This window comes from Pantoea sp. GbtcB22 (assembly GCF_019091025.1).
GTDB classification, from domain to species: Bacteria; Pseudomonadota; Gammaproteobacteria; order Enterobacterales; family Enterobacteriaceae; genus Pantoea; species Pantoea leporis.
The window spans coordinates 1-233 of sequence record NZ_JAGXKB010000922.1 but is presented as its reverse complement, the minus strand read 5'-3'; the positions used below and the strand labels follow the sequence as shown (position 1 = coordinate 233).

General features: G+C 63.5%; 1 pseudogene. It reads right to left on the bottom strand.

Going from position 1 to position 233, the window contains the following annotated elements:
- A pseudogene (locus KVT28_RS27050) lies at nt 1-233 on the bottom strand (hypothetical protein); the annotation flags it as partial.

The window sequence follows — 233 nt, the reverse complement described above, 5'->3', positions numbered from 1 at the left end:
ATCCCATACCTCCATCTGGCGTACATGTGAGTCAGCGAGGGTGAGCGCCTGGCACTGCTCGACCGTGATGTTGTCAGCAGCCAGTTCGTCAAGAATGGCGGGCGCGAGGCCGGAGAGCTTCAGGCAGCGCTGTACGTGCCGCGAGCTGTAGCCCATGAGGTCACCAATCTGCGCGGGCGTCTTGCCCTCAGCTGGCAGCGCCTGGAATCCGGCAATCTGCTCGGCGGGATGCA